The organism is Amycolatopsis minnesotensis (assembly GCF_039529815.1).
Taxonomy (GTDB): domain Bacteria; phylum Actinomycetota; class Actinomycetes; order Mycobacteriales; family Pseudonocardiaceae; genus Amycolatopsis; species Amycolatopsis minnesotensis.
In genome coordinates this window covers 78193-99591 of sequence record NZ_BAAANN010000013.1, presented here as the reverse complement: position 1 = coordinate 99591, position 21399 = coordinate 78193, and the positions used below count along the sequence as shown (strand labels likewise).

General features: G+C 65.7%; 27 protein-coding genes and 2 pseudogenes. 9 read left to right on the top strand and 20 right to left on the bottom strand.

Annotated elements, in window-relative coordinates; genetic code table 11:
* Positions 1-18: 18 nt before the first annotated feature.
* Together ABD256_RS17930 and ABD256_RS17925 are read right to left on the bottom strand one after the other, a co-directional pair.
* A complete protein-coding gene (locus ABD256_RS17930) occupies positions 19-558 on the bottom strand; it encodes a hypothetical protein (RefSeq protein ID WP_344419488.1) in 540 nt (179 codons plus the stop codon).
* Positions 551-970: a hypothetical protein gene (locus tag ABD256_RS17925; RefSeq protein ID WP_344419486.1), complete on the bottom strand. Its 420-nt coding sequence runs from the start codon at positions 968-970 to the stop codon at positions 551-553. Before ABD256_RS17925 ends, ABD256_RS17930 begins: the two co-directional genes overlap by 8 nt.
* 60 nt (positions 971-1030) lie before the next feature.
* On the opposite strand from ABD256_RS17925, the gene ABD256_RS17920 reads away from it, so the two are divergent.
* The 6 genes from ABD256_RS17920 to ABD256_RS17895 all read left to right on the top strand — a co-directional run bounded on the left by ABD256_RS17920 (position 1031) and on the right by ABD256_RS17895 (position 5799).
* Complete coding sequence (locus tag ABD256_RS17920) at positions 1031-1294, top strand: hypothetical protein (RefSeq protein WP_344419483.1); 264 nt, start codon at positions 1031-1033, stop codon at positions 1292-1294.
* 563 nt (positions 1295-1857) lie between these two features.
* The gene (locus ABD256_RS17915; protein WP_344419481.1) at positions 1858-2742 is read left to right on the top strand and encodes a helix-turn-helix domain-containing protein; all 885 of its coding nucleotides are present in this window, start codon (positions 1858-1860) and stop codon (positions 2740-2742) included.
* 29 nt (positions 2743-2771) lie between these two features.
* Complete coding sequence (locus ABD256_RS17910) at positions 2772-3155, top strand: DUF397 domain-containing protein (RefSeq protein ID WP_344419478.1); 384 nt, start codon at positions 2772-2774, stop codon at positions 3153-3155.
* Positions 3156-3364: 209 nt separating this feature from the next.
* The gene (locus ABD256_RS17905) at positions 3365-3670 is read left to right on the top strand and encodes a hypothetical protein (RefSeq protein ID WP_344419476.1); all 306 of its coding nucleotides are present in this window, start codon (positions 3365-3367) and stop codon (positions 3668-3670) included.
* Positions 3667-4632: an MvdC/MvdD family ATP grasp protein gene (locus ABD256_RS17900; protein ID WP_344419473.1), complete on the top strand. Its 966-nt coding sequence runs from the start codon at positions 3667-3669 to the stop codon at positions 4630-4632. Before ABD256_RS17905 ends, ABD256_RS17900 begins: the two co-directional genes overlap by 4 nt.
* Before the next feature lie 6 nt (positions 4633-4638).
* Positions 4639-5799 (top strand): methyltransferase domain-containing protein, encoded by a 1161-nt coding sequence (locus tag ABD256_RS17895; RefSeq protein WP_344419470.1) that lies wholly within the window; start codon positions 4639-4641, stop codon positions 5797-5799.
* Between the two features lie 107 nt (positions 5800-5906).
* Here ABD256_RS17895 and ABD256_RS17890 read toward each other — a convergent pair whose 3' ends face one another.
* The 15 genes and pseudogenes from ABD256_RS17890 to ABD256_RS17825 form a co-directional block, all read right to left on the bottom strand.
* The gene (locus ABD256_RS17890; RefSeq protein WP_344419468.1) at positions 5907-6203 is read right to left on the bottom strand and encodes a hypothetical protein; all 297 of its coding nucleotides are present in this window, start codon (positions 6201-6203) and stop codon (positions 5907-5909) included.
* An 11-nt stretch (positions 6204-6214) separates the two neighbouring features.
* The gene (locus tag ABD256_RS17885) at positions 6215-6535 is read right to left on the bottom strand and encodes a hypothetical protein (protein WP_344419465.1); all 321 of its coding nucleotides are present in this window, start codon (positions 6533-6535) and stop codon (positions 6215-6217) included.
* Positions 6532-7107: a GNAT family N-acetyltransferase gene (locus ABD256_RS17880; RefSeq protein WP_344419462.1), complete on the bottom strand. Its 576-nt coding sequence runs from the start codon at positions 7105-7107 to the stop codon at positions 6532-6534. Before ABD256_RS17880 ends, ABD256_RS17885 begins: the two co-directional genes overlap by 4 nt.
* A gap of 6 nt (positions 7108-7113) precedes the next feature.
* Positions 7114-7641 (bottom strand): hypothetical protein, encoded by a 528-nt coding sequence (locus ABD256_RS17875; protein ID WP_344419459.1) that lies wholly within the window; start codon positions 7639-7641, stop codon positions 7114-7116.
* Positions 7642-7644: 3 nt separating this feature from the next.
* A complete protein-coding gene (locus ABD256_RS17870) occupies positions 7645-8031 on the bottom strand; it encodes a hypothetical protein (RefSeq protein WP_344419456.1) in 387 nt (128 codons plus the stop codon).
* Positions 8032-8081: 50 nt separating this feature from the next.
* Positions 8082-8420 carry a hypothetical protein gene (locus ABD256_RS17865; protein ID WP_344419453.1) on the bottom strand — a complete coding sequence of 113 codons (339 nt, stop codon included), beginning with the start codon at positions 8418-8420 and terminating at the stop codon, positions 8082-8084.
* 326 nt (positions 8421-8746) lie between these two features.
* Positions 8747-9166 carry a GNAT family N-acetyltransferase gene (locus tag ABD256_RS17860; protein WP_344419450.1) on the bottom strand — a complete coding sequence of 140 codons (420 nt, stop codon included), beginning with the start codon at positions 9164-9166 and terminating at the stop codon, positions 8747-8749.
* Positions 9163-9585: a hypothetical protein gene (locus ABD256_RS17855; protein ID WP_344419447.1), complete on the bottom strand. Its 423-nt coding sequence runs from the start codon at positions 9583-9585 to the stop codon at positions 9163-9165. Before ABD256_RS17855 ends, ABD256_RS17860 begins: the two co-directional genes overlap by 4 nt.
* Positions 9578-9994 carry a DUF3846 domain-containing protein gene (locus tag ABD256_RS17850; RefSeq protein WP_344419444.1) on the bottom strand — a complete coding sequence of 139 codons (417 nt, stop codon included), beginning with the start codon at positions 9992-9994 and terminating at the stop codon, positions 9578-9580. Before ABD256_RS17850 ends, ABD256_RS17855 begins: the two co-directional genes overlap by 8 nt.
* The gene (locus ABD256_RS17845) at positions 9991-10341 is read right to left on the bottom strand and encodes a hypothetical protein (protein WP_344419442.1); all 351 of its coding nucleotides are present in this window, start codon (positions 10339-10341) and stop codon (positions 9991-9993) included. The genes ABD256_RS17850 and ABD256_RS17845 overlap by 4 nt, the downstream gene beginning before the upstream one ends.
* 777 nt (positions 10342-11118) lie before the next feature.
* Positions 11119-11391, bottom strand: a complete 273-nt coding sequence (locus ABD256_RS17840; RefSeq protein WP_344419440.1) for a hypothetical protein — start codon at positions 11389-11391, stop codon at positions 11119-11121.
* 95 nt (positions 11392-11486) lie between these two features.
* A complete protein-coding gene (locus ABD256_RS17835; RefSeq protein WP_344419437.1) occupies positions 11487-11957 on the bottom strand; it encodes a hypothetical protein in 471 nt (156 codons plus the stop codon).
* 18 nt (positions 11958-11975) lie between these two features.
* Positions 11976-12614 (bottom strand): Lsr2 dimerization domain-containing protein, encoded by a 639-nt coding sequence (locus ABD256_RS17830; RefSeq protein WP_344419435.1) that lies wholly within the window; start codon positions 12612-12614, stop codon positions 11976-11978.
* Positions 12615-12764: 150 nt separating this feature from the next.
* Positions 12765-13061 (bottom strand): annotated as a pseudogene (locus ABD256_RS44415) (Lsr2 family DNA-binding protein); the annotation flags it as partial.
* 301 nt (positions 13062-13362) lie between these two features.
* Positions 13363-14919, bottom strand: a complete 1557-nt coding sequence (locus ABD256_RS17825) for a recombinase family protein (protein ID WP_344419433.1) — start codon at positions 14917-14919, stop codon at positions 13363-13365.
* A 40-nt stretch (positions 14920-14959) separates the two neighbouring features.
* Here ABD256_RS17825 and ABD256_RS17820 point away from each other — a divergent pair.
* Positions 14960-15379, top strand: a pseudogene (locus ABD256_RS17820) (SDR family NAD(P)-dependent oxidoreductase); the annotation flags it as partial.
* A 256-nt stretch (positions 15380-15635) separates the two neighbouring features.
* Positions 15636-16700, top strand: a complete 1065-nt coding sequence (locus tag ABD256_RS17815) for an alpha/beta fold hydrolase (protein WP_344419431.1) — start codon at positions 15636-15638, stop codon at positions 16698-16700.
* Here ABD256_RS17815 and ABD256_RS17810 read toward each other — a convergent pair.
* The 3 genes from ABD256_RS17810 to ABD256_RS17800 form a co-directional block, all read right to left on the bottom strand.
* Positions 16690-17901: an MFS transporter gene (locus ABD256_RS17810; protein ID WP_344419429.1), complete on the bottom strand. Its 1212-nt coding sequence runs from the start codon at positions 17899-17901 to the stop codon at positions 16690-16692. The genes ABD256_RS17815 and ABD256_RS17810 overlap by 11 nt on opposite strands.
* A gap of 67 nt (positions 17902-17968) precedes the next feature.
* Positions 17969-18595: a TetR/AcrR family transcriptional regulator gene (locus ABD256_RS17805; protein WP_344419428.1), complete on the bottom strand. Its 627-nt coding sequence runs from the start codon at positions 18593-18595 to the stop codon at positions 17969-17971.
* 56 nt (positions 18596-18651) lie between these two features.
* Positions 18652-19680, bottom strand: a complete 1029-nt coding sequence (locus ABD256_RS17800) for an Lrp/AsnC family transcriptional regulator (RefSeq protein WP_344419426.1) — start codon at positions 19678-19680, stop codon at positions 18652-18654.
* 112 nt (positions 19681-19792) lie between these two features.
* On the opposite strand from ABD256_RS17800, the gene ABD256_RS17795 reads away from it, so the two are divergent.
* Complete coding sequence (locus ABD256_RS17795) at positions 19793-21370, top strand: AbgT family transporter (RefSeq protein ID WP_344419423.1); 1578 nt, start codon at positions 19793-19795, stop codon at positions 21368-21370.
* The last annotated feature ends 29 nt before the right edge of the window (positions 21371-21399 follow it).

The following is a 21399-nucleotide window of genomic DNA, read 5'->3' as shown; positions in this document are numbered from 1 at the left end:
GCCAGACCCGTCGGACATTCAGGCCACGCCCAGGATCTCAAGGAGCTGGCGCCGCTCGAATCCACAGAGCACGGCAAGCGTGTTCTGCGCGTGCAGCGGCAGATCGAGCACATGTCTGGAGAATGGTGGAAACGTCGCCAGTCGCAGCTTCGCCCAGCGGGCAAGGTTTGAATGTTCGGACACGGCGAGCTTGTCCAGGTCCACGGTGACCGTCTCATCTGCGTGCGGCCCGAAGACGCTGTCATACACCTGATCGACTAGCGGGCCAGGCTGGATGCCGAGGGCGTGGCAGTACTCCGCAAACTGGCTGACACTCATCGCCCTCGTACCAAGCTCGTGCGTCGCGAGGGCTTGTACCGTTCGGACACTGCCCAACCGGCGTCGAAATTCCTTACGGGTCCACTCGCGACATCCCCGAACCGAACGCACCGCCCCACCGATGGCGTACGCGAAGCGATCGAGCGTTTCTCCTGACACCCGAACGGAAGTCCGTTCCTCAGAAGGAACTTCCTCGTGTGCGGCAGGGGTATCAGATGCGAAATCGTGCGCGTCAGTCACGCTGCCACTCCAGGACTTCCCGGATGACCTCCGTGATCGAACCAGGTGTGGCGCTCGCCGTGGGAGGGGGAGCAGCTTCCCCGGATGCCTCCTCGAAGGTCGTGGGCGCCGGTTCGTAGGGATAGCGGAACGCGAGCGAGAGCGCGTCCTGATCGAGCATCAGGTAAACGAAGTCGGTGTTGTGACCGACACACCGGGCGAAGGTGACCGACTGCGGCGCGTTCTCAGGGCCGCCGGTATTCACGAGCTGGAAGCCCGCTTCGACGAGGCTTTCCATAGCCTCGGCCTCGGCGTCGTAGTTGTTCTCTGGCGCAACGTCCGGCGACGTACCGGGCAGGGCGCCCTTGCCGTCCTCGGTCTTCGGGATCGAGCGGTGTGATTCCGCCGGCATCGGCTCGTCGGTGGCCATCATGAAGCCCTCCTTGCGTGGTCGGTACTGCGATGGAAGAAAGAAGCGGGTCCGGCGGGAGACGTGGGAACGCCGGTGCCGCGGTGCTCGCCCCCGCTGAACCGGCACCTGCACGAGCTGCTGGACGTCGCGTCGCTCGTCGGCGCGGGACCGGCGAACCATCCGCAGGCAAGTTCGGCAGGGCGACCCGGGTTCGGCGATGGCGGGCGACCACTCGACCTCGTGCCCGCACAGGGCGACCACCGGAACCTCGAGCTCACGGGCGGCCTGGTGCGCCTCGTCCGTGACCTCGTGCTGGAGGTGGTCACCTCCGCACGTGAACGGTGAAGTCCATAAGCGACCTGGTTCGGCCATCGTGGACACCTCAAGTAGGAGTGGAAGACGGTGGAAGTGGCCGCTCGGGGGACAGCCACCTCCACCGCCGCTCTTGGCGACGGCAGGCGGACGAAGGAACCTGGACGTGCACGTCCTGGCGGGGGCCTGGACAGGAGGTGCACCTCGTCGGGCTCAACCTCGCCCGTCCGCCGCTCATATCCCCGAGAAGGCGTCCGCGCCGGATGGCAACGCCCTCGGGATGGCTTGAAGGCTCAGGCGAGGGTGAACAGCGATCTATCGACGTCGGGGTCTCTGATGCCGTTTTTGCAGGTCAGCAGGACACTCACCACTTCGCGAACAGCTTCCATAGCTGCTACCCCAATACGCTAAGGTCTCCACATCTAGGAGTCGGTTATTAACAGTGTGTACATATGCACCCTGATTAGTCAAGACTTGATAATCAAGCTGTACGCGTCCGTGTTATTGAGCGGCCAAGGGGCGATACCCTCTCTGTTGAAGGGAGGTGTCGGCCTGGCCGTAGTCATCGCCCGACAAGCCAGGAAGAGGCCGAATCGATGTCCGCAACCGTTCGCACCGCTAAGAAATTGCTGCTCGGCCGCGAGATCGCGCACATGATCGACACGGCGGGCGTCTCGCAAGCTGAGGCCGCCAGGCTGATCGAGACCAGCCAGCCACGCATTGCCAGCCTCATCAGCGGTGCCAGCAACATCAGTCCTGGAGACCTGATCTTGCTGGCGAAGCAGCTCGGGTTCGAGGACGAGAGCTACCAGGAAGCCCTTCGCGAACTTCGCCGCGACAACCACAAACGTGGGTTCTGGTCGACTGGCCACAACCGCGCGTACGGCGACGACCTTCGCTTGCTCGTGGACTTGGAGAAGCTGGCGGACCAGATCCAATCGTTCCAGATGGAAGTCGTGCCTGGACTCCTCCAGACAGAGGCTTACGCACGGGCGCAGCAGGGAGACCTGCCAATCGACGATGAGGGCTTGGGCGCCGAGGACTTCGTGCAGGCGCGGTTGGCCCGACAGGAGATTGTCGACAAGGCGGACGCTCCCACGATCCAGGTCGTCCTGAGCGAATCTTGCCTCCGGCGAATGTGGGGCGACGCGGACGTGATGCGTGATCAGATCGACCACCTGATCAAGCTTTCGAACCGCAAACACCTGATGATCCAGGTGTTCCCGTTCAAGACAAGGCCCGGCCGACGGTCGCCGATCGGCAATCGATTCGTGCTCCTGCGGGTTCCATCGCCCGGCGCGGCCGGTCCCCTCGAACTTGCGTATACCGAGGGCGAGGGTGAGGACCGTTACCTGGACGATCGCAAGGCACTCGCCGCTTACGAAGCAGCTTGGGCTCGGTTGTCCAACGCCGCGCTTCGCTTCGATGAGAGCCGTGCGTTCATGAAGGACGTCTTGAGCGAGTACAAGGAAATGCAGTAAAACCCCGATTCCCCAAGGGAGAGCACGAGATGACCACCAGCCCACCGAGGTTCGCCGACCACGAATTCCGGAAGGCGACCCGCAGCGAGCCGAAGAAGGAGTGCGTGCGTGTGGCCCGTCGTGACGGCTGGGTCGAGGTGCGCGACGACAAACTCCAGGGCAGCCCCGCGTACGCGACCCGAGCGCTCCAACTGACCGCGGCTGACTTCGACGCCTACCAGAGGGCTGTTCGGGAGGGGCGACAGGTTGGGCATCGTCTCGAAACCGTGCGCCGTGACTCAGATGGGATGTACATCTTCCGTCATCTCGACGAGCCGTCGATCGAGCTGGAGTTCACCTTCGACGAGGTGAACGCCTTCTTGGACGGCGTGGTCAAGGGCGAGTTCGACTTGAGTGCGTACATGGCCGCGTAGGCGCTGCACGAGCGAAGCCCCCAAGATCCAGCACCGGATCTTGGGGGCTTCGTCGTTCCCCACGGGAGTGCCGTCTGAGACACGCCAGTGCGGGTGATCTTAGGGCTGATCTTTGCGCGCTGGCAGCGGTAGTTCACCGTAATGGACGTGGTGATTGCTCCATGACGGTTACATCTGGTTTACGGCTGGCCGCAACGTCATAAGGTTGGTTGGTTCGGGACAGCGCTCGACAAGAAGGGGCGACGAACCTGATGTCATGGCCTGATCGACCACACGCGATCACGGAACCGCTGGCGCCGGTCGCGCACCGCTTCGTGGTGAACCTGGTGGAGCCGCCCACCAGTTCGGCGGCGCCCAGTTCGGCTCGCCCGTTCATCCTGCGGGGCCTGAAGGCACGAAAGATCACGCTGGTCCCGAGCGCCGATCACACGGCCAAGGGGCCGACGCTGATACAGAGGAACTGCAACGAGGACGGCCACCTGATCGACGATTCGTACACGGTGCCCGACACGTGACCGACCCGTTGGTCCTCATCCTCGGCGACGTCGCGGAGTGGTCGGCGGCCGAAGTGTCCAGTGAACTCGACGCTCGCGGTATCCGGTGGGCTGCGCTGGACACGATCGACTTTCCGCTCCGCATGAGCATGGACGTTCGCCTTGACCAGGATGTCGGGCGGTGGGCTGGGGACCTGGAGACCAGCGATTCCCGAGTTCGCTTGGACGAGGTGACCGCGGTCTACTACTGCAAGCCGCGTGACTTCGAGATGCCGTCCGGCCTTTCCGGACCCGAGCTTCGGTTCAGCCGAGCCCAGGCGCGAACCGGCTTGGGCGGGGTGCTCGCCAGCTTGCCCGTTCGGTGGGTGTCCCACCCATCAGCGTTGGCCGATGCCGAGTACAAGCCCCGGCAGCTCACCCGCCTGCGCGCGGCCGGTCTGGTGGTACCGCCCACCCTGGTCACCAACCGGGCCGAGGCCGTACGTGAGTTCGCCGCCACGTACGGGCCGCTGGTCATCAAGCCGTTGGCCGAGCCGATCGTCTGGGAAGGCGACGGGGAGACGGTGGTCTACACGCGGCTGCTGACCAGCACCGACCTGGACGATCTGGACGGTATCGAGACAACTGCGCACCTCGCCCAGCAGTGGCAGGACAAGGCGTACGAGCCTCGGGTCATCGCGGTCGGGGACCAGGTGTTCGCCGTCGCGATCCACGCGGAGAGCCCGCAGGCTCGGATCGACTGGCGAACGGACTATGACTCGCACCGGTACGAGGTAATCGATCTTCCTGACCAGGTGCGGGAAGGTGTCTTCCGCTACCTTCGCCTGGCGGGCTTGGAGTCCAGCGTCTTCGACTTCGTAGTTCGGCCCGATGGCGCGTGGGTCGCGCTGGAGGCGAACACGACGGGTTCATGGGGCTGGCTCGCCGACGCCTGTGACCTGCCGATCGCCGCCGCGTTCGCCGACACACTGACCAAGGAGTGATCTCCAGTGGACCTCGTCGCCGTCGCAGGCTGGGAGGCGCGTGCCAGCGCCCTCACTGACCGTCTGATCGAACTTGGCGTGCTGGTCGATCCAGGTTGGATCAAGGCGTTCAAGGACGTGCCGCGCCACGTGTTCGTCCCGGAGGTGCTGCGCGGCGGCGGGGTCATTTCCGCGAGTGATCCAGAATGGCTGGACCTCGTGTACTCCGACGAGACACTGCGGACGCAGACCATCGCGGCAGGGGAAGGAATCGGTCGGCACGAGATCCCCACGTCGTCATCGAGCCGCCCGCGGGTGATGGCCGCGATGCTCGCTCGGCTCGGCGCGCGCCCGGGACACCGTGTCTTGGAAATCGGCACCGGCACCGGATACAACACCGGCCTCCTGGGCCACTTCCTCGGCCCCGACCATGTGGCCTCCATCGACATCGACCCCGGCCTGATCGAGACCGCCCGACACTACCTCGCCGCCATCGGACAGCATCCGCATCTCACCGCGGGCGATGGTGCCGAAGGCTGGCCGGAACACGGCCCATACGACCGCATCATCGCGACCTGCGCCGTGACGTCGATTCCACCCGCCTGGATCGACCAGCTCGCCGACGGCGGGACGATCGTTGCCCCGTTCGATGCTGGGGAGGCCGGGCCGCTGCTGGTGCTGACGAAAACCAAGCCGGGCGAGGTTACGGGCAGGATCGACCCGTACCCCGCCCACTTCATGCCCTTGCGGCAGCGAGCGGACAGTCCACTCGGGCCGGGGCAGACCACGGGATTCACGGAACCGGGAATCCCCGCCTACGGCACGACAACCCTGAACCCGAAGGATGTCGTCGACGTGGAAGGCACTGACCTTGCCCTGTTTCTCTGGCTGCACGCTCCCGGCCTCCGGCTGGCCAGCGCACCCGGCCGGGTCTTCGTCCATACGGACACCGCGCTCGCGCAGGCCGATCTCGAACCTGTCGAACCCGGCCGGTGGCCAGTCCAGCAGCGCGGGACGATGCGGCTGTGGGACACCGTGGAGCACGCCTATCGATCCTGGCTTGACCTCGGTCGCCCGGACCCAAGCCGCTTCGGTGTCTCCGCTCCGCGCGACGAGGACCAGTTCGTTTGGCTCGATAATCCGGACAGCCTCTACTCGTGGCCTCTCCCTGTCCCGTCGCCGTTGTAAGGTGTTCACGTAGGTCACAGCTCTGTCCGTGCTACCTCCCCATCTGCGCGGACAGCAGGAACCCCCGGCAGTTCTTGCCGGGGGTTCCGTCGCTTCGGGGCGTCCAGTTAGGCCGCTGTCGATCTCGTGCGCCGCCAGGCCCGGAGATCGTCGTAGTGGTCGAGCAGCAGGTGCTCCGGCACCAGCTCGGCCACGTAGACCCGGCGGCAGAACACGCAGGAGGCGCGGGCGCCGAGCCGGAAAGCCACCTGCTCGACCTGGCCCCGGGGCGAGCGGCCCCGCCGTCGCGCGGCCTGCTCGGTGTGCACCCGCACCAGTAGGTTGTCCACGATGGCCGCCAGCTCCCGCAGCTCGTCGTCCGGCAGCTCGGCCACGCTGTCCTCGAGGGCGACGAGTTCGGCCACTCCGGACACGTTCACGAGCGGGGCTTCGGGGGCACGTACACGGGGACGGTCGGCCACAGTCCTACCTCCATCTTGGCTCGGCGGGCACACGAGGCGCACGCCCGGACGACCGCGGGCATCTCGCCCGCGGAGAGTTCGCCGTCCGGATGCCCGGTCGCGGCGGCGAGAACGAACTGCACCTGATGCTGCGGGATGCCCAGTGCGATCAGGCCGGCGGAAACGAACGCGGCGTCTCCGACGAGAACGAGGCCGGTATTCGTGCCCTTCATGCACGCCACGCAGGACCCCGTGTAGTTCCCCTGGATGTTCGGCGGGGGCGGGAAGTCGCTCATGGACGTTGCCCTTTAGGCAGGCGGTAGTACCGCTCACCGATCGTCGAGTTACCGCGCTCGGTGAGCCGGAACCCATGGCGTCCGAGCCAGTAGCTATGCCTGCCCACCTTCGTCCACGGTGGCTCGTCTTCGGGGCAGGCCGAGGCTGCCAGGACCAGGCCGTGGAAATCGGCCCACTCGACGAGCAGGCGCATCGTGCGCTCGCCGAGCCCCCGGCCGCGCTGGTCGCGGTGAATGCGGATCATGTCGAGGACCAGGTGACCGGCCGCCTCGCGATGGAGGTGGAGGTCTTCCAGCTCGGGAACATTCTCGCGCACCAGCCGGACGAACTCACCGACGTGGGCGCCAATCACCTCGTAGGGGTCCTCGTCAACCAGAAGGGACAACGACCGGCCGTTGTCCCACTTCATCCAGAGTTGTCCGCCGTTGCCGCCGACGACGGTTCCTTTAGCGCCGACCGGCAGGGGGCCCGGGTCCCGTTCGAGCACGCCCGTGACGCGAACACGGGTGCCGTAGGGGATAGGGCAGTGCAGGGATGTCCGGCGGAGGAACGTGTGAGTCGTGTCGTCCACTGTGGATCACCGCCCCGTCTGCAGGAGGTCATGCCCGGCAGCGAACGAGTCGGCGGGCTCCACGCGCCACTCCTGGCGTGATTGGTCATGGACAACGAAGTCACCTGCGAAGGCGTTGTGCTCGCCGTCCACTGTGTCCACAGCCATCGACCTACTGCCCGAGTGGCTTTGCCCGGTCCAGGGAACCTCGCCGCCTTCGCTTTCGATCCAGGCACGGACACGCTGGAAGTTGTCCTCGGTAAGCTGCACGGCCCGAACGCTCCGCGGTCGCGTGGCCCAGTCTGTGGCGACATCGGCGACGGCCTGCGGATCGGCCAGGGTCTTGAAGAAGTCGAACACTTCCGGCCAGTTGGCTTCGTCGATGGTCTCCCTCGGCAGCCTGGTCCTCAGCCACGCCCCGGCTTCCGCACGGAACTCGGCCTCGCTGTTGAGGTTGAATGTGGTCCCTATTCGGACATGCGGACCGTGCAACGGTGTCGTGCGGAGTTCGTAAAAGACGTCGTGGGTGGCGTAGGGCGTGAAGTCGAAAGTCACCGGCTATTCCTTTTCGGTTGGTGTGGCGGAATTTTCAAGGGAACCGAGGGACGGCGTCCAGTTCTCGTCGTTGACCTTGACCTTGAGGCCGCTGTCGAACGCGAACCGGACGCGGCGGACGCAGTCGGTCTGCAAGGTGCCGAGCAGGACGTGCAGCTCATCACCTTCGACGACGACCGTGCGCGACATCGGGTCAAGCTCCAGGTCGATCCCTCGCCGCAGCAACGTTCGGACTGCGGCGGCCCGATTGGATCCCTGGGCCATTGCCCACGTTTCGATTACGGCCTTGAGGTCGTCGCCGATCTCCTGTCGGATCTCACCGCCGATGGGTGGGCGCCCCTTTCCACGCTTGGCCTGTCGCGGTGGTGTGGACTGGTCCTGATTGGACATCGCGTCTCCCGTGTCTTTCTTTGGGGCGGGGGCGATGTGGACACGGCTGCTCATGCGTCCACGGCTTTCGCCGACAATCGCCGAACAACTTCGGGCAACGAATCTGCGTACACATCGGACACCTGCTCGATGACGTTCCATTCGTAGCTGGGGAGCTGGAGATATCCGACCTCGACCTCGTACAGGTCCGAGCCGTTCAACTTCACGATGATCTTGCGGAGCTTGACGGGGCTGTTCGGGCCGAAGCGGAACATCACGCCGTCGTCCATGTACACGAGATCGCGGGCACCGAGTTCCATGAGCAGAGGTCGGCCGAGTTGCTGCCAAATGACATCGGTGTCAGCATCCGCAAGCTGCTTCTCGCCGATCGATTGTGGTTTGTCGTTCACGATTTCTGTTCCTTCCTGGACCTGTCCGGGTCATCTACTGTCCTGTGTGGACACCGCGCGCCTACCTCCGTGGAGGTAGGCGACGGAATCAACGCTGAGACAGCGCGGTCCTCTGCTCCTTCCTTTGCAGCGGCCAGACGGTGGCGCTTGCTCGTTTCGACACGCCTGGGATGCCAAGTACCGCTTCAACGGCGCGGGCAAGGTGAGCGGCACAGCAGTACAGGCCGTCCGTGCCATCGTTGAAGTAGGCCGTGAAGTACGCGGCTTCCTTAAGGCACCTGGATTCCACGCCCCGGTACCGGGTCATGACTTGGCACACCTGATGGTCAGCCACGCCGCCACCCTCTCTTGCCCTTCTTGAGGTCAGCGCGAATGAACGCGTCAAGGAAGGCCGCACCGGATGGTGTGCACTGCTGCTGCTCGAAGTTCACGTGCCATCGGGTGAGCGCTTCTCGCAACAACATCGTGGCGATGCCCTGCCGCAGCATGTCGGGCCGTACGAAGATGTTGATGTTCCCTGCCTTCTCGTACGGTGGGAAGTCCTTCGGGTACCGGTTCAGGATGCCGACCACCACACCTTTTTTGTCGCGGTACAGCAGACAGTCCACATAGGACCCGGGACTGACGTCACCCCGGAAGTAGCTGACACCACAAGGTCCGTCGGCCGGGTACTGTCCCGCCTGCGAAGGCCAAGAGAACGCGACGGTCTCCCGGAGTATCCGTGCGAGCCCGCCTTCGCTGTTCACAGCGCACCTCCGTCCAGAGCCACGCGCCCCATGCGCCAGGACGGACGACAAGACAGTCGTTCGTCGGCATGGGGGCATTCCATATCGTCCAGCACGAGGTTCCAGGTGTTGCTGTCCTCGTCGTGTGCCAGCGACGGCCGCCCTTCCAGTTCCGCAACGTGTAGCTCGCACCAGAAGCTGTAGGCTCCGTCCTGGACCGGTGCGATGTTGTCCGCGAAGGACCTGAACAAGTCCGCGAACGTTTTTCTTGGTACAGAAAGGAATTCGAGTCGCTGGTCGGCGTTGGTGGCGTCGTCTTCGAACTTTCCTCGGACGCTGCAACGTCCGTCGTCGCGATCGATGATGGAACCGGTGAGGCTCATCGTGCCAGCTTCGAAGGCGTACAGCTCGGGTTGGACCACATTGGACTGCTCAGGCATCAGAACCCCCGTTCCGGAACTCGCGAACGGCGTCGGTTCGCTTGAGCGCGGCCACGAGACCTCGGATATACGTTGCCGCCAGTTCGGAGAGCGACGTGTCGTTGCCCTCACTGTCAGGCGGGCCGAGGAACACGGCCGTTCCGGTGTAGACCTCATGCACGACGTGGTTGACGCCCGATACGACGATGGTGGCGTACTCGTTCGGCATGGCGAGTTGCTGCTCGACCTTGCCCTCCTCGTCCAGGTACATCGTGCCTACGTGTGCACCGTGACCAAGAAGGACAGCTTGCACGGCGTCACAGTTGATCGCTCCATACAGCGCCTTCAGGAGGTCATGCCCAGTCGGGGGGAACAACTTCTCTTCGATCTCGCCATCCGGGGTGAGGACGAGCCCACGGACCTCGGTCACAGCTCGACCTCCGTGGACTTCCAAGCCCAGCCGAGCCCAAGGGCGTACAGGCCGTCTTCATCGGGCTGCACGACCTTCGACGGCCGGAACGGGCTGTCGGTGAACACGAGAACGTAGCCCTCCTGCGACCACTCGCAGATCGACAAGCCGCCCGTGTCGTCGGCAACCTTGTTCGTCCACGCCACAACTTGCTCGGCGACGGGCTTAGTGAATCGCGGTTCGAGAGGCAGGCAATCGTCTTCCGATTCGACAAGATAAGCCTCGAAACGAGGATCTTTATCCGGCCCGTCAATTTCAATATGCACGTTCGAGCGCACGCCAAATGACGTGTCCTGAGTGGAATTCATGTGGTGTCCGGGTCCTATTCGTAGTATGGGTTACAAGATCCTCACAGCAGCACCCAGCGACCAGTCCACAAGGTCAGGTTGGACGGCCCGCAGGGTGCGGGCCGGTGCGCCAGGCCAAGCGAGCGAGCCGCCGGAGGCGGGGCTGAGAGGCTGTCCGGGTCCTCGTACCCCTTAAGGGGTACCCCAAAATCGTACGCAGCCGGTACCGGGCCAGACAATAACGAGGACCCGATAATCCTATGGTCGGACGTATGCTCTGACCTGCTGATCTGCCCCGAACTTAGAACAGCCCCCGACGCGAACGCCGGGGGCTGTCCTGTCGGTAACCCATACTTATGACCCGGACATGGACCACCTGAAAGGAACCGACAGGTGCACTCTAGTGCACCCGTCTGTCAATGCGAAGTCCGAGTCCCCCGTATGGCCTCCCGATAGATGATCGCTCAACTACCCGCCGGGGTTCGATCGCTGGCTGACAACTAGTCCAATGACCAGTCCATAGGCCAATGCATACGCTTGTTGTCGGAGTGCAAGCCCGACGGATCGCCTACTGCTCAACCCGTCGGGCCGCACCACGGCGGCTACGAGAATCGGTCAGGACCCTCCTCATCGTGATCCTGTCCGGGTCAGGGTTACCTTGATCCTGACCGATGCCCCACCATCACTCGTAACCACCTCTTTTGCCCCCTCGTCGCTGGTCTTCCAGCGAGGGGCAGTCTCGATTGCCCACTATCTCAGCGGGCACCGTCCACATAGGCCGTGCGAGTTTCTGCTTGCTCAGTGATCCCGCCGGCAGGTGTCGCATTGGTGCTCCCGAACGCGCCGTGGGTCGTAGCAGACCGAACCGCAACGCGGGCATGTCCAGCCGTCGAGTTTCGTGCCCAGGTGAACGATCGCACCGACCGGTAGGTCGTCGACCACGACACCGTCCAGGCGGGCCACTTCCACCCGCTCGCCTGCTGCGGGTGTCGCGAGCCAGACGGTTTCTCCGGTGTCGAGTATCCCGTCGAAACTGCATTCGCAGGCAATCTCAGAGCCGTCGTCCAGCACGATGCACACCCCGTGCGGTTTCCGGAGCCGGGTAGCCAGCGTAAGGCACGCGTGAGCCCACAACGACCAGGACGGCTCGGCCAAGACGGGGGCCATCACGCGGCAGCCGCCTTCCGGGTCCTTCCTTGCCCCTTGGCCTTAGTGGACACCGGCGCGGCGCCGCGCCGGGCGGCCCGCTCGTTCCGGCGAACCGAAGCGGCCTTGCCTTCCAGGTCTTCGCGAATCTGCACTTCCCGGGCGTAGCGGCGACTGATCCGGATTCCCTTGGCCAGGTAGCCCTTCGCTTCGGTGTAGTCCCCCCGAGGGTCTAGCTCGACGTAGCTGACGACGCGGCCCCGGCGAAGGACGATGCTGAACCGCGAACGCTTCTTCGCCTTGCACCGCGGGCACACGAACAACTTCTCGTGCGTGGCCGCAGGGTCGTTGTACGCCTCCAGCAGCGGCACCTCGTCCTCGTCCGGGAAGTTGTGATTGCCCCGGCGGCACTTGGCGAACTTCGGATTGTTCCTGAGGTACTCGTCGACGTCGGTTATCTCGTCATTGTCGTTGACAGACATGGTGTCCAATCACGTTCCACAGATGTCTCATTTCGTGTGGCGGCGCGGTTTGCTCGCGCGCCTGCCGGGATCCGGTGTCTCGCGGGCGAGCTGTTCCCACGACGGACTGTCCATTGCGGACCAGACTTCATCGAACCAGCGGTCGTACGCCTCATGGGGAACCATGCCGCGTTCGCCGAGTTCGGGCCAGCCGTGCTCGCGCGCCCACCTGCGTACCGCGAGGCGTGCGGCGGCGAAGCCTTCTCCAGTGGACCGGCTGAACGGCCGCTCAGGGTCCATCCACCAGGTTTGGCCCCGCACGGGAACCGGAATGATCGTTTCCAGCGGACCTTTGCCACGACCATCGATTAGCACGTGGGCTGGCTCGTCGTCATCATCGCGCACCCGACGAGCGGCCTTCGTCCAGAAGGAGACCATCCTGTCGAACAGTTCGGCGTCCTCTTCGGATAGCCACCGGGTGTAGGTCTTCTTGCCGAGCGCGAACGTCCGCTTCTTCAAGCCGGTCGTCCACTCCTTAAAGTCGCTGTCGAAGCGTGCGGCGTTGTCGTCGGACAAGTCGATCAGGAACTTCCGGGACCCCACCTCGAACGCCCGGCTTCCGGTCGCCTCCTGGGAATTGTCCAGGTCATCGACCGTGCTGATGATGGTTTGAATCTTCTGCGCCATGCGGGCCTCCCCTCCCTAAGTGGCGTCGTCGTCCTTCCCTCGCTCGCGGTGCAACCGCATCTGGACGACCTTCTGGCTTTCCTCTTCGGCCTCCTTCACCGCGTCGGCCACGGTGAACGAGTCGGACAAAGCCATGTGCGCTTTGTACTCCCGCCGGATCTCGGCGGAGATGCGGCCGCGTGCGCTGACCGGGAGGTCATGTTCACGTGCCCACTCCCGCACCGTCGCGGCGTCTTCCTCAGGCCCGTTGCGTGCCGTGTTGCCGCCAGGACGGCGTTTCGGCGTCCTTCGGTGGCGGGCGAGCACGTGGTGCACATCGTCCTCACCACGGGCCGAGTCAAGATCGACGTGGTACAGCGTGGCGGGTCTACCGTCGGTTGTCCTCCGGTGGTTGTCGCAAGGGCCACCCTCACCCTCGACAACCACGATCAGAGCTACTTTCCCCATGTAGCTAACACTTCCTGTCCGGGTCATCTGACATAGGCGCACGGCCTGTGTCTGTCCACCCCCTGTTCGGGGGAGTCACAGGGGATTACACAACAGTGCTTTTCGATCAGCAACCGGTTCACGAACGCACCACTGATCGAAGGACAAGAGTGGTCAACAAATGCGGAGAGTAATAAAAACGCAGGGGCCAGGTGATTCTTGGCCCCTGCGCTTCCCCGGGTGGGGCAGTTTATACCTCGGATGGACTAGGGACAATTACCTGCATTGTCTCGTTGATCACCACCCGATCGGCGGCATGGTCTTACGTGGCGTCCTCAAGCTCATCGGGTGTCCTGAAACGGAGGTCAATTGTGTCAGGGTGGAACCCGCGGCCTCGGCGCCCGCTCACGTGCACGGTGACTTCCATGAGCGTGTCCACGGCGAAGCGCTTGACGCTCATCGGTTGTGTTGCCCACATTGCGTCCACGTCGTCGATGCCAACCAGGCTCGTCAGCGGCGACTCCACAATGGCTGTAGTCAGGAGTCGGTTGATCTTCATCAATCGATCCTGAGCCATCTTTGTCCCGCTCAGCATCTGGTCCCGGGTGATCAGTCCAAGCGCCCTGTCTTCGGCCAGGCCGTCGAGATTGACGCGGATGGCAGCTGCTTCGGACTGAAGGGCCACCGTGTCCACGTCTGGTTGCGACGGTCGCGGAATGAAGCTTTCCACGAAGTCAGGATCTCGCGCTATTCGGTTGATCAGGGTGGCCTGCACGTAGGTGTCAAGGTTCACCGCATTGCGTCCGATGTGGTTTTGCTCACTGCATATGTATCGGCGGGCGTACTCTCCGGATTTCAGGGGGACGCCGCTTTGTCCGATTTGACACTTCGTCCCATCGGCGTGGATGCCACACAGATAGATGCCCGAGCCCAACCACTGCGGCGGGGCGCCGCCGCAGATGCGCGACCTATCGGCAAGGAGGCGTGCGATGGCTCGGAAGGTTGCCTCGTCCACGATCGGCGTGCCAGGCAGCCTGCCCACTTCCTCGCCCCTGTAGGTGGAGATGCCAGCGTTGCGCGGGCGACGCAGGACGTTTCTCAGAATCGTGCCAGTCCAGCGACAGCCACTAACAGGCGTCACGTTGCCCTCTTGCAACTCGGCCGCCAAGGATCGCAGGCTCCATAGCTTGCCGGTTCCCCGGTTGAGCTGGAGTAACCGCTCCGAGTAGTGCCGGACGACGTCGGCTTCGGCTGGGATCTGGGTCACACCGTCGGCCTCGAAGCCGAACGGGCGCCCTCCGCCCTTCCACTGGCCGTTTCGTGCCAGGCGCTCCATGCCCTGGGTGACGCGGCGGCTGGTCGCGCGCGAGTGGGCGTTGGCGACCATCACCATGGTTCGCGCCATCTGGATCTCGGCGTCCGTGCCTCCGTCTGTGAACGTCAGGGAGCCCGACAACGAGCGGGCGTTGACCTTCTGCTCCTCAGCGATGTCGATGAAGTCTTCGAGGTCCCGAGGATCCCGCATCGTCCGGTCCAGGTCTTCGGCCAAGATGCCGTTTGCATGCCCGGCCTTCAGGAGTCGCAGGGTCTCTTGGAAACCGGGGCGCACCACCCGCATTGCAGTGGTGCCGTCCGGAAGGGTGACTTTGCGGCGCTTGAACGCCGAGGCGTTCCGGGCCTTCCCGTTCTTCCGGTTGATGTCGTTCTCGATGATGACCTTGACGACCTCCCAGCCGAGTCGATCCGCAAGGTCGCGCAGCTTCTTCTCTCGGCTACTGAAGGTCTTGCCGTCTCCGTTCTCGTTGAGATCATCGTCTCGAAGTTCCGATAACCGCAGGTAGATGATGGCTTGTACTGGTGAAATGACTGTCCGGGTCATGCCCCGGACAGTCACAGAACCAATGTGTCATAAACAAGTTTCCGGCTTTCCCGGTGGCGCCACGTACTGCGCCACGAAGCACGGCGTGGTCGGGCTGTCCGAGGCGGTGCACCTCGAACTGCACGGCAGCGGTGTCGACGTGTCGTGCGTGATGCCCGCGATCGTGCGGACGGAGCTGGCCAGCGGTCTCGGCGAGACGAAGATGATCAAGTCGGTGCGCCCGGAGGACGTCGCCGAGGCCATCGTCGCCGTGCTGAAGCGGCCCCGGTTCGACGTGTACGTGCCGCGGTCGCTGGACGCGACGGGACGGATCACGAGGTTGCTGCCGCGGCGGTTCGGCGAGTGGCTGATCAGGGCCCTCGGCGCGGACCAGGTGCTCGCGTCCGCGGCGCATTCCGGTGCTCGCGCCGAGTACGAGGCGAGGGCGGCGGGCAGCGCGCCCGGTGCGAAGGAGGATTAGGGCTTCGCCTACACCGTGGCGAAGGTCATTCTCGCTCGGTGAGAGCCGGGAAGTCCGTTGTCAGCGCTGGCCCGCCGTGCTGAACCGGGCTGATCCAGTCGTTTTCCCCACCACGAGGCGGAAACAGCGTCGTTCTCGCAGTCGAGTTCGGACACTCCGAAGTGGACCGCTTGCCGGGTGCTTGCCGGAGTGGCCGGTTGAGCGGGCGCCCCGCGCCGGGAGAAGATGCGCGGAACGACTTTCGCAGGAGGAACGCATGGCTTCACCCCCGGCTCGGCTCGCTGCCGCGGCGTCGAACGTGGTCGGCAAGGTGCTGCACGGCGGTGTCGCCGATCTCCGCCCGGTGCCGAGGGTGCTCGTGGACCAGGGTCCGAACCGGTCGCTGTACCGGCTCACCACCGGTAACGGGAAGCCGGCGCCGCAAGGGCCGCCGGTGCTGCTCGTGCCGCCGCTCGCGGCACCCGCGCTGTGCTTCGACCTCCGTCGCGGCTGCAGCCTCGCCGAACACCTCGTGGACGGTGACACCCGCACGTACCTCGTCGACTACGGCAACGTCGCCTTCTCCGACCGCAGGCTCGGCGTCGAGCACTGGATCGACGAAGTGCTGCCGCGCGCGATCCGGAAGGTCAGCGAGGATTCCGGTGGCCAGGGCGTGCACGTCGTCGCTTGGTGCCTCGGCGGCATCTTCTCGCTGCTCACCGCCGCCGACCAGCCGGAGCTGCCGATCGATTCGATCGTCACCATCGCCTCGCCGTTCGACTTCACCGCGATCCCGCTCATCGCCCCGTTCCGCCCGCTGGTGGACCTGACCGGCGGGCACCTGCTGACCCCGATCTACCGGGTGCTCGGCGGCGCGCCGTCCGCGATCGTGAGCAGGGTGTTCCGGGCGACCGGGCTGAACAAGGAGATCACCAAGCCGATCGCGATACTGAAGAACCTCGACGACCGCGACTTCCTCGCCCAGATCGAAGCGGTCGATCACTTCATGGACAACATGATCGCCTACCCCGGCCGCACCTTCGGCCAGCTCTACCACCGGTTCTTCCGGTCGAACGACCTCGCCGAGGGCACCGTGGACCTCAACGGCCGCATCATTTCGCTCACCGGTGTCAAGGCGCCGACGCTGGTGATCGCGGGCCAGAACGACACGATCGCGCCGCGCGCCGCCGTCGAACGCGTGGTGGAGCTGCTCGAAAACGCACCGTCGGTCGACTTCCGCACCGCGCCGGGCGGCCACCTCGGTGTGCTGACCGGCCGGAAGGCGCGGGGCACGACCTGGCGGTACATCGACGAGTTCCTCGCGGCGCAGGTCACCGCTTGAGGTCGGCCGTGCGGAACTGGCGCCACGACAGGAACGTGGTCACCGCGAGGATCGCTCCGCTGGTGACGAAGATGGTGCGCACGCCGAAGGCCGCGCCCGCGGTGCCCGCGAACGCCATGGACAGCACGGAAACCAGGCCGGGCACGATCGACATCAGCCCGATGAACCGGCCCATCAGCGCGTTGTCCACCGATGTCTGCGTGAGTGCGCCGATCCCGGTCTGCACCGCGACGGTCAGCAGCCCGAACACGAAGTAGACCGCGAGCAGTTCGACCACGGTCGTGGCGACCGCGATCGACGCGATCAGGATCGCGAGCACCGCCATGCCGGTGATGATCAGGGCGCGGGGTTTGACCCGTTTCGCCGCGATCGCGAGAACCGTGCCGCCGAGGATGGTGCCCACGGTGTCGCCTGCCTGGACGGGGCCGATCCAGCTGGTGGAGATGTGCAGGGTGTCGACGACGTACGGGGTCAGCAGCACGGCCATCGGGCTCAGCGCGAAGGTGAGCGCGCTGAACACCAGCAGCAGCGCGCGAAGGGTGGGCGAGGCGCGGACGGCACGCAGGCCTTCGGCGACCGCGGCGAACGTCGAAGGGTGTTCGGCGTCCGGTTCGGGCGCGGTCCGCCGGATCGTCAGGATGAGCGCGGCGGAGCAGGCGAACGTCGCGGCGTCGATCGCGAACGACAGCCAGTAGGTGTGCCACACGCCGACGAGAACTCCGGCGAGCGTGGTGCCGGCCAGTTCGCCGACGACGGTGGTCGTCTGGATCAGCGAGTTGGCGCGCACCTGCTCGGCCGCGGGCACGACGACCTGCATCAGCGCGGCGCGCGCGGGGTTGAAGAAGGTGCCGACGGCGGCCTGCAGGAACGCGATCAGGTAGATCGTGACCAGCGACGGGCCCGCGAGCGCGAGCGCGGCGAGCAGTACGGCCCTCGCGACGTCGCTCGCGATCATCACCCGCCGCCGGTCCCATCTGTCCACGAACGAACCGGAGAGCAGGCCGATCACGATCGCGGGCACCGCGAGCGCGACGGTGAGCCCGCCGACCGCGGCGACGGAATGGGTCCGTTCGGTGATCAGCAGGATCAGGGTCAGCGTGGTCAGCGCGTCGCCGAGGGTGGAAACGGACTGCGCTGTCCACAGTGCGACGAAGCGGGGGTTCCGGCCGATCGCCGGAATCCGGGCAGCAAGGGACGCCACGGGTTTTCCTCCGTGCTTTGACCGGTCGCCGGCGGCTCCGGGACGGTTCGGGGTGCGGAAAGGGGCGCTACTCGGTGATGCCGTGCAGCACGAGGTCGGCCAGCCCGTCGGTGGTCACGCTCGCCGGGCCGGTGTGCCACCCGTCGCCGCGGCCGAGCGCCAGGACGATCGCGAGCACCAGGGTGGCGGCTTCGGTGGCCGGGATCCGTGGCCGGTCGTGCGCCAGCGCGGCCGTCACGGCGTCGTGCATGCGCTGGTACGACGACGTGCGGCTGGCCGACAGGCGGGTCCGTTCCTCATCGGAGAGCGACTCGGCCGTTCGCGGTCGCACGGGCCCGGCCACGGTGACGGCGTTGACCACCGCGCCCGTCCGTTCCCCGTGTGCGCGGAGCGCCTCGATCACCGCGAGGACGCGCTCGCGCAACGAAGCGGACGGTTCGATCGACGTGAGTTCGTCGACCAGGTGCTGCGGGTCGGTCGCCTCGGCGAGGCAGGCGGCGAGGACCTCGTTCTTGTCCGCGAACGCGCGGAAGATCGTCGGCTCGCTGATCCCCGCGGCACGGGCGATCTGCAGCGTGGTGACCGACGGGCCGAGTTCGACCAGCAGGGGGATCGCGGCCTGGACGATCATCGCCCGGCGTTCTTCGATGCTCTTCCGCGGTGCGCGCCGACGCGGCGCAGGTTCGGAGTCCATGCCGTCGACTATACGTAGTGAGTACTCACTACGCAAGGCGAAGGTTTTGCGACGCTCTACGCTCGAAGCAGCGGCGGCGCGTGGAACCGGCCGATCCCGGCCACGGAGTCCCGGTCCACCCAGTACCGCCGCCGCTCGGTGAGCACGACGTCGATGCCCATCGTGTCGATGCCGTCGATCCGGGCCAGGTCGCCGTCGATGAACGTGGCCAGCGCGGTCCGGTCGGGGAGAAGCCCCATGCACAGCACGGAGGTGTCGCCCGCGACGTGCGCGATCAGCCGCGTCTGCGGCAGCTCGGCCAGCGAGCGCATGACGCTCGTGGTGCGACCCGGTGGCACGCGGAAGCGCAGCACGAACGTGGTGAGGAACCCGAGCCATTCCGAGACGACCTCGAACCGCGGCTTGACCCATCCTTCGTCGAGCATGCGCCGCACCAGCCGGTGCGCGGTCGACGTGGCGAGCCCGGCGGTCCTGGCGATTCCCGCGGCGGACGCGCGCCCGTCCTGCTGCAGCATGGACATCACGGTCCGCTCGGCCTCGCTCAGCGCTTTGTCCGGTGGCACGGCCGCCGCGACGTCCTCGGTCGCCGGGCCCGCGATGGCCAGCAGGTTGCGCCGTTCGCGGTCGGTCAGCAGCCTCGGGTCCCAGCCGGCACCCCGGCGCAGGGTGCGCAGCGACGGCAGGGTGATCACCCGCTGGACGCCGGGCAGCGCGTACACCCTGTCCAGCACTTCACTGGTCGCTTGCTCGGACGGCGCGTGCACGGTGGCGTAGACCGGGTAGTCGCCGGAGACCTGCGCGAGGTACTGCAGGTGCGGCAGTGCGCCGAGCCGGTCGAGCACGGCGAGCGGGGTCTTGCCGCTGATGTCGACGAACAGGTGCACCGGCATCGCGGTGGAGTGCATGCCCCAGCCGATCTGCCCGATGACGCGGCACACCCCGGCCTCGGAGAGCCGGTCGAACCGCCGTTTGAGCGTGCTGGCGTCGGCGGCCAGTATCGCCGCGAGGTCGTCCCAGGTGACGCGCGGCGCCAGGTGCAGGGCGCCGACGAGGCGCCGGTCCAGCTCGTCCAGTGTCGGACCCATTACCCTCCGCTCGAATGCAGGATCATCCCGATCCTATGTGAAAGCTCTGGCAAATCTCCCAACCAGATGTCACAGTGTGCGGAAACTTGTCTCAGTGCGGTAGGGAGCGGCCATGCGCGACGGTGACCGCGGGGAGGAGTCGCTCCGGATGAACAGTGCGGACGCGGTCGAACCTCGGTCGAAGGTCATGCGGGCGGCGTTCCGCGTCTTCGCGGTGATCGAACGGGTCGGCAACAAGCTGCCCAACCCGTTCTGGTTGTTCTGGCTGCTGGCGCTGGCCGTGGTGGCGCTGAGCGCGGTGCTGTCGGCCACCGGGCTCAGTGCCGTGCAGCCCGCGACCGGCAAGCCCATCGCGGTGCGGAACCTCCTCAGCGCCGACGGCTTCAAGGTCGTCGTCGACGGCGCGGTGCAGAACTTCGCGAACTTCCCGCCGCTGGCCACCATCATCACCGTGATGCTCGGGATCTCCGTCGCCGAGCGGAGCGGGCTGATCAGCACGCTCCTGCGGCGCATGGTCACGCGCGTGCCGGGCCGGTACCTGACCTTCGTGCTGTCCATGACCGCGATGGTCGGGCACATCGCGGGCGACGCCGCGTACGTCACGCTCATCCCGCTCGGCGCGCTGGTCTACCGCGCGGCGGGCCGCAGCCCGGTGCTCGGGTGCATCGTCGCCTTCGTCTCGATCTCCGCCGGCTACGACGCGTCGCCTTCGCTGACGACCACCGACGCGCTGCTGTCCTCCATTTCGACCGCGGCGGCCCACACGATCGACCCGCACTACGCGGTGACACCGGTGTCGAACTACTTCTTCGGCCTCGCGTCCTCGGTGCTCGTGGCGCTGGTCATCACGATCGTCGTCGAGACGGTCATGGCGAGGCGGCCGGACCTCGCGGCCGACGAAACCGACCAGCCGGACCCGGCGGACTTGAGCGAGGTCGAGGTCACCGCCCGCGAACGGCGCGCGCTGCGCGTTGTCGGGCTCGTCGCGCTCGCGTTCATCGCGGTGCTCGTGGTGGCGCTGATCCCGGCGTCGTCACCGCTGCGCGGCCCGAACGGCGGCGTCGTCAACTCGCCGCTGTTCACCGGGATGGCGCTCGTGCTCGGGCTGTTCTTCGCCGTGCTCGGCACCGTCTACGGCAAGCTCACCGGCACGTTCGGCAGCGCCCGCGACGTGATCGCGGCGATGGTCGAAGGCGTCCGGTCGATGGCGCCGATCTTGGTGCTGTTCTTCGCGATCTCGCAGTTCCTCGCCTACTTCAAGTGGACGAACATCGGCGAGATCATCGCGGTGAGCGGCGCGAAGGCCCTGCGCGACCTCGGTCTGCACGGCTGGCTGGTGCTGGTCGGCATCGCCGTCGTGGTGACCGTGATGAACCTGGTCATCACGAGCGGCTCGGCGCTGTGGTCGCTCGCCGCGCCGATCTTCATCCCGATGCTGATGCTGCTGGGGATCAACCCCGAGGTCACACAGGCGATCTACCGCGTTGCCGACTCGGTGACCAACTGCATCACGCCGATGAGCCCGTACTTCGTGATGGCGCTCGGGTTCATGCAGCGCTACCGGAAGTCCGCGGGCATCGGCACGCTCGCGTCGTTCACGCTGCCGCTGACCGCCGTCATCTGGGTCGTCTGGGTGGCGTTCTTCGTCCTCTGGTACCTGCTGGGCCTGCCGTTCGGCCCCGGCGCCTGATCCTCTTCCACGCGAAAACCGAGCACAGA